We start from the raw sequence: 6,877 nt of genomic DNA on the forward strand, positions 1-6,877 counted from the left end.
ACCGACTTTGACATCTTCCGTAACTTTCGACGATCCGATTGTCATCTGAACTGATTTTTTGGAGACCTGTTTAATTTGTTTAATGGTACCCTTTTCTTCAATGATTCCCGTAAACATCTGCATCGTCCTTTCGCGGCTCAGCAATAATTTTAATGTCTTCGCCGATCATTTCTACATTTGTGATTGCCAGAGACAGTGTTTCTGCCATGGTTTTAAAGCCGGTGCCTGCAATTGATGACGGGGCATCTTTTCCGCCAATCAGTTTAGGCGCCATGTATTGGACAAGCTGATTGATCTTGCCGCTTTCCAAAAACGAACCGTTAACCGCGGCACCACCTTCAACAAATAAGGACATGATTCGCTTACTTCCCAAATACTTAAGAACAGTTCCAGGGTCAAGAGAGTCAAGCGGGATAATGCTGACGCCGGTATTTTTGATAAAGGGTGCCGTCCGTTCCTTAGATATGTGTGTGCCAGTTATAATCCACGTATCAGCTTCCCCATCAGTCACCACATTGGCATCCAGTGGCGTACGGAGATCGGTATCAAGAATGATGCGCAGCGGATTTTTCCCGCCATTTGGCAGACGTGTTGTCAGGCTTGGATTGTCATTAATAACCGTGTTTACGCCCACCAGAATTGCATCATGCATATGGCGGTAATGATGGACATCGCGTCTTGCCGCTTCACCTGTGATCCATTTGCTGTCACCAGTATGTGTGGCCGTTTTACCATCCAGGCTGACCGCCGACTTCACCGTTACGTATGGCATTTTTGTCCGGGTGTAATGGAAAAAAGCCCGATTAACTGCCATTGCTTCTTTTTGCAACACACCCAATTCAACACGGATTCCGGCTGTACGTAATTTTTCAATCCCGCGGCCGGCAACTTTTTCATTCGGATCCGTTACGGCAATCACAGCCCGGCTGATCCCTTTTTCGATAATCAGATCGGCACATGGGGGTGTTTTGCCATGATGGCTGCATGGCTCCAGCGTCACATAAATTGTTGCATCTTTTGCCTTTTCATCGGCCATTTGAAGGGCGTGGACCTCCGCATGCGCCTCGCCGGCTTTCAAGTGCGCTCCAAATCCCAGAATGTCACCATTTTTGATAACCACTGAACCAACCGGGGGATTCGGACTGGTTTGCCCCGAAACAGACTTGGCCAGATTAAGTGCCAATTGCATATAATATTCATCACTCACGGGCTTTTCCTCCTTTGATGAAACAGGTTACCAAGTGATTGGGGCTGCAAATAGTCAATAATTTAGGTGCTAAAAAAGCCCCTGAATTCGCTTCAGAGGCATAAGGACAGAATTTTTATAAGTATCGTTTATGAAACAGACCAAACAAGCATACTGCAACGGAAGTTCCTATTGCATATACCTGGGCAAATATAAACGATCCGAAAAATTCCTTCTCCCATCCAGACTGTCACTGTCGGTCCCGGCGTTTCACCGGATCCACCGCTTGGTTCAAAACCACACGGGTCACGGACTTTGAAGCTGAGCCTCATCACCGTCGGTCGGGAATTGCACCCTGCCCCGAAGGAACACGTTTGTATTCGTATTTAATTTTTTACAGTATAGCATTTATCGGGCGAAATATGCAATATATTTTGTCTAGCCTCTATATAACTATTATCGAAAGAAACTTGTCAAAAGGGGCATGAAAAAATAAAAATTCATGCCCCTTTTTTGGATCTCAATTCGATTATAGGCGTGAGAAGGTTGTTTTTGTGATAAATATCCGGTAATATACCAAGCTACTTTGCCGCCATTAAAATAAATAAAAAGCATTAATCTGGCTTCCTTAAGAAAGACCATCTAATACACCTTTCCAACTTTTTATACTGTTCTTTTGTTTGAAAATTAGCACTTTATAAAGTATAATAGCTACAGGCGAAAAATAATTCCATTTGCAAATCCACGAAAGTCAATCGGATGCTAATGATACTAAAATTAGGCTTTTAAACATCATTCAGAACAGCACACCAGAATATTTGGTGTGCCTTTATTTATAAAGGGGGATTAAGAATGAGTAAGGATTATAAGGAATTGACAGATTATCGTATGTTTACTTCAAAGGCTGAAATCCACAAAGCGATTAACGCACTTATTGGAATCATTAAAGGGGTTGAATTCGACGGTGAAGTTAGCGATGACGAGCTTACTGAGATTACAAACTGGTGTAGTTTACACCGACATTTGAAGAGCAAATCACCATTCAAAGAAATAATTCCCTCATTGGACGATGCATTAGAAGATAATCATTTAACCCAAGAGGAAATTGAAGATATATTATGGCTTTGCAACAAAGTAGTAAATGGTGATGATTTTGAGGACTTTTACAATCTAGTCACATCCTCCATTCAACAGCTGGAAGGTATTTTGCATGGTATGTTAGCTGATAATGAACTATCAGAAAAAGAAATCCTCCAGCTATCAGACTGGATGGGCGAAAATGAAATGTTGAAAGGTACTTACCCATTTGACGAAATAGACAGTCTGCTTGTAGATGTACTTAAAGACGGTGTTATAAGTGATGATGAAAAACACAAACTCACTGCCTTTTCCGGAAACTTTATCGATACAAGAATATCGTACAACATCAATGAACCAGAAATAAAAGCATTACAGGAAAAGTACTCAATCAATGGTATTTGTGCTGCCAATCCTGAAATTTCATTTGCTGATAAAACCTTTTGCTTCACAGGTACATCCAACAAAGCAACTCGAAATGAGATCGCAAAAATCATTGAAGGTAAAGGTGGACTATTCAATAATAACGTAACCAAGAAGACACAATTTCTTATTGTTGGCGGTGACGGCAATCCATGCTGGGCATTCGCGTGTTACGGCCGAAAAGTGGAAAAAGCTATTAAACTTAGAAAAGAAGGCCAACAAGTGGTTATTGTACATGAAAGTGATTTTTGGGATGAAACTTACTGAGAGAGGTAAACAGAAATTTGTACGTCTTTTATGCTAAAATGGGGGAACATAATGGAATTTGAGGTTATCCAAGAATTAATAAACTCTCTAAAAGAGATATTGCAGGAAGAAAAAACAATTCAAATACCAAATACCGGTGAAAAGGATAAAATTGAATTAAAAAGTTCAAGTTATATGTTTACCGTTGATTTAAACAGACGTGGTATCCGCAAACCTAAATGTTCATTTCAATTAAGAGAACAACAACATAAGGAATATCCGCTGTTAAGATTGGATCTAATCGGTAGAACTCACACTAACCCACCTGGAGAACATCCATTTTCAAAAGAAGATATTCCTTGCCCGCATATACATATAGCACATCCTGATTATGGTGATAGTATTGCCTATCCTTTAAACAGCACGTATGCTAAAATATTTTTAACCAAAGATGAGTTAGAGGATTTGGCAAAAGTTCTTGAAACCTTTTTAAAAAGATGTCATGTCGGGAACATTGATGAATACACTATTGAATATCAAAACTCACTGTTTTGGTGAGTTAGGTGGTGAACCTAATGATTGATCAATTAAAAAAAGAATATTTGGAATGGACTCAACAGAGAATCAGGCTTGAGGAAAGCAATGAATTTGTTGAAATTATAACGCCATTTGTGGATATGCACCATGACTACATCAGCCTATTTTTCATTAATGAAAGTGAAAAGTACAAACTGACTGATGATGGTTATGTTATTGACGAATTAGAATCTCTTGGTGTTGATGTGGGAACATCTCAAAAAAGAAATCAATTCTTTAAATCGACGCTAAACGTTTTCGGTATTAACTTTGATAAAGCCACTTCCGAATTATATGTAGAATTTAACAACCTCAGTGAATACCCTGAGGCACAGCAGCGATTGATACAATGTGTTATGAGAGTATCAGATATGATGCTGACATCAAGGAATCGGATTATAAGTTTTTTTACAGAGGACATTGCTAATTTCTTCTTGGATAAAGATGTTTTCTTTAATGAATCGCCTAGTTTCATAGGAAGGTCGGGGAGAAATCAGACATTTGAGTTTGCACTCCCGAAGTCCAAGAAAGTCAAGCCAAAACTGATCAAAGCTGTTAACAATCCAACACCCGATGCTTTCCGAGATCCATTGCTGGCGTTTATAGATGTTCAGCAAACCAAGAGTGATCATGGGTTTATTGTGTTAGCAAATGATGTGAACGCAGAATTATCAAGTCAATTTGTAGAGCCCTTGAAAAATTATAATATTAACGTCCTTCCATGGTCAGATAGGGAAAACTGGGTAAATGATTTAAAATCACATTAAAAGGTGTACTTAACTTTGTACACCTTTTATCGAAAGGGAATATAGATTACTGCTGTAGCTCAAATTCTGTTAACGTGACTGCTGTATTACAGCAGCCTGATCAAAGCGGAATCTCAAACCAGAAAGTATTATAAAGACCATCCGACTTCACGCCGATTCTGCCGCCGTGATTTTCGACAATTTCTTTGGCAATAGCCAGCCCAAGACCACTCCCGCCTGTTGCCCTGTTTCTGGATTGATCCAGCCGGTAAAATCGTTTAAATAGATTGTCAGCTTCTTTTTCGGGGATGCTCTCACTTTGACCGCTAACAGCAACATAATAAAATGAAGCCCTCTGTTCACCACGTACTTTTATTGACGTGCTGCCGGTATCATATTGCATGGCATTTTCCAAGAGATTGCTGATAACCTGCTGAATGCCATCAACATGAACAGACACGTGGCAAACGTCCGCCTCCACGGATATTGGGATATTTTCCTGTTCCTGCCGCCAGCTGAACATAGCTGCACATTGTTTAATCAAATCCGACATATCGGTCTCTGTGTACTGTACATAATCGCTGGAAGCGGCATGATCCCATTCCTTCAGCTGCTCCAGCTGTTCCATCATCGACGTCAGCCTTCTGGATTCGCTAAGCAGTGACGTGTACAGTTCCTGGCTGCCTTTAATATCACCGCGTTCCAGTGACTTGAGATAACCGTTCAAATTCGTTAATGGTGTCCGTAATTCATGGGATAAATCTGAAATAAGCTTTCGACGGTGCTCATCATTTGCTTTCAGCTGTTTAACCAGCCCATTGAAATGTGAAGCAAGTTCACCCATCTCATCTTGTGCAGTCACCTCAACATATTCAGGATAGTTACCTTTTTTCAGCTGTTTGGCAGACTCAGTTAAGCTTCTGATCGGTTTAATTAATTTTCTGGTCAGATAAAAATGAAGAACGCTTCCGCCAACAATTGTTATAACCGAAAAAATCAATAAATAATTGAACAGGATAGCGTTGAACTGGCTTTGCTGTGAGTCATTCAAAGTACCCATGGCATCAACTAAAAAACAGGCCGTGTTATAAACTGCCAGGCCACTGAGGACAATCACTGAAGCAACAACTGCAATATTTAACAATGATAAGCGCCATAGGAATCCTTTTGGAAGGAACGATTGTATCCATTTACGCACTAACAAACTTATACCCCATTCCCCGGACTGTTTGAATGCGCTCTGGTTTGGAGGGATTCCCCTCAATTTTTTCACGGAGTTTTTTAATGTGCGCATCAATCGTCCTGTCCTGCACTGTATAATCTGCATTCGGATAGAGCTGTTCAATTAATTGTTCCCGGTTCAAGACAATATTCGGATTTTGCATAAAATAATAAAGGAGATGAAACTCGTGTTTGGTTAATTTAATCCGAGCATCATAAAGAAGCACTTCACCTTTTCGCGGCTTAATGCAAAGCCCCCCATGGACGATTTTCTGGCAAAACTGGCCTGTCCGTCTTAGAACCGCTTCCACATGTGCCATGAGCTCATCGGGATCAAATGGCTTGGTGACATAATCGTCTGCGCCCATTCGCAATCCTGAGATCTTATCATCAACCCGGGCTTTTGCCGACAGCATAATGACCGACACCTCTTTCCGCTCCTGCTCACGCACCCATTGGCAGAATTCTTCCCCGCTCGTTTTCGGAAGCATCAAATCAAGAATAACAAGACATGGATGGTATTCAAGGAAAACTTTTTTTGCCGCCTCACCATCAGCCGCTTCGATGACATCATATTTATTTTTTTCCAGATGCAGACGAATCAACTGTCTTATCATCTGATCATCTTCCACCACCAAAATCGTCTGTTGCATGATCAACACCTCTGGCTCCATTTTAATCCGGGATATCAATTATTGCATCTTTTCGAATTCCTGGACCATCAATTCATAATTCAGAGCGCCCGGTGCCTTGAATTGAATCCGGCCATTGGAATCGATCATAAAAGACGATGGGATTGGCTGAATCTGGTACTGATTGGCAACTTCTGTCTCTTCATCCATCAAGATTGGAAACGTCAATTCATACGCGTCAATAAAATCCGGAACCGCATCTCTGCTGCTTTCTGTTTCGGTCAGGTTTATCGCCAAAATCTCAACATCTTTATTTTCATAGAATTTCTGCATATCCGGCATCTCAGCCCGGCATGGCGGACACCACGTCGCCCAGAAATTCACCATCACACGCTGACCGCGATAGTCTGACAGCGCAACTTGTTCCCCTTCAAGCGTTTCCAGCTGAAAATCAGGTGCAATATTGCCGACATTCAGACCGACTGTTTCGCTTTCAGTATCTCCATTCGATTCATCCGTGTTTTCCTGAGAATTGTCATTTTCTGCCGCATTTTCCTCAACCGTAAAATCACTTTCTTCCGTCGCCTGATCATCTTGTGTGTTGATGGCCAGATCATACACTGCCCATGAAAACATCCCTGTCAGAACCAGAATAATCACTGCTTTTTTCACATTAAAAACCTCCCGTCAGCCCAGATTTGAGAACCATGTGTCTTGTACCATTTGGAGCAAAAAGTTTGATATACGCGTCATTTGGCCTGTAAACAGCA

The 6,877-nt window shown here is 41.1% G+C and carries 7 protein-coding genes and 1 riboswitch; of the genes, 3 read left to right on the forward strand and 4 right to left on the reverse strand.

Annotation, left to right across the window (positions count from 1 at the left end; all coding sequences use genetic code 11):
- Positions 1-97: 97 nt before the first annotated feature.
- Positions 98-1,207: a bifunctional diaminohydroxyphosphoribosylaminopyrimidine deaminase/5-amino-6-(5-phosphoribosylamino)uracil reductase RibD gene (ribD, locus tag VK080_RS02950; protein ID WP_324223308.1), complete on the reverse strand. Its 1,110-nt coding sequence runs from the start codon at positions 1,205-1,207 to the stop codon at positions 98-100.
- Positions 1,208-1,412: 205 nt separating this feature from the next.
- Positions 1,413-1,558: riboswitch (FMN riboswitch) on the reverse strand.
- Between the two features lie 480 nt (positions 1,559-2,038).
- Between ribD and VK080_RS02955 the strand changes: the two genes are divergently transcribed.
- From VK080_RS02955 to VK080_RS02965, 3 genes are read left to right on the forward strand one after another with little or no spacing between them, the layout of a single operon-like run.
- Positions 2,039-2,953 (forward strand): BRCT domain-containing protein, encoded by a 915-nt coding sequence (locus VK080_RS02955; RefSeq protein WP_324223309.1) that lies wholly within the window; start codon positions 2,039-2,041, stop codon positions 2,951-2,953.
- 51 nt (positions 2,954-3,004) lie between these two features.
- Positions 3,005-3,490, forward strand: coding sequence for a DUF6978 family protein (locus tag VK080_RS02960; RefSeq protein ID WP_324223310.1), 486 nt, complete (start codon positions 3,005-3,007; stop codon positions 3,488-3,490).
- 17 nt (positions 3,491-3,507) lie between these two features.
- Complete coding sequence (locus tag VK080_RS02965; RefSeq protein WP_324223311.1) at positions 3,508-4,275, forward strand: DUF1828 domain-containing protein; 768 nt, start codon at positions 3,508-3,510, stop codon at positions 4,273-4,275.
- Positions 4,276-4,375: 100 nt separating this feature from the next.
- Here VK080_RS02965 and VK080_RS02970 read toward each other — a convergent pair whose 3' ends face one another.
- From VK080_RS02970 to VK080_RS02980, 3 genes are read right to left on the reverse strand one after another with little or no spacing between them, the layout of a single operon-like run.
- Positions 4,376-5,452, reverse strand: coding sequence for a sensor histidine kinase (locus VK080_RS02970; protein ID WP_324223314.1), 1,077 nt, complete (start codon positions 5,450-5,452; stop codon positions 4,376-4,378).
- Complete coding sequence (locus VK080_RS02975) at positions 5,445-6,128, reverse strand: response regulator transcription factor (protein ID WP_324223312.1); 684 nt, start codon at positions 6,126-6,128, stop codon at positions 5,445-5,447. The genes VK080_RS02970 and VK080_RS02975 overlap by 8 nt, the downstream gene beginning before the upstream one ends.
- A gap of 39 nt (positions 6,129-6,167) precedes the next feature.
- Positions 6,168-6,779, reverse strand: coding sequence for a redoxin domain-containing protein (locus VK080_RS02980; protein WP_324223313.1), 612 nt, complete (start codon positions 6,777-6,779; stop codon positions 6,168-6,170).
- Positions 6,780-6,877: the final 98 nt, after the last annotated feature.

The sequence above is a fragment of the Lentibacillus sp. genome (assembly GCF_035301925.1).
Lineage (GTDB): Bacteria > Bacillota > Bacilli > Bacillales > Amphibacillaceae > Lentibacillus.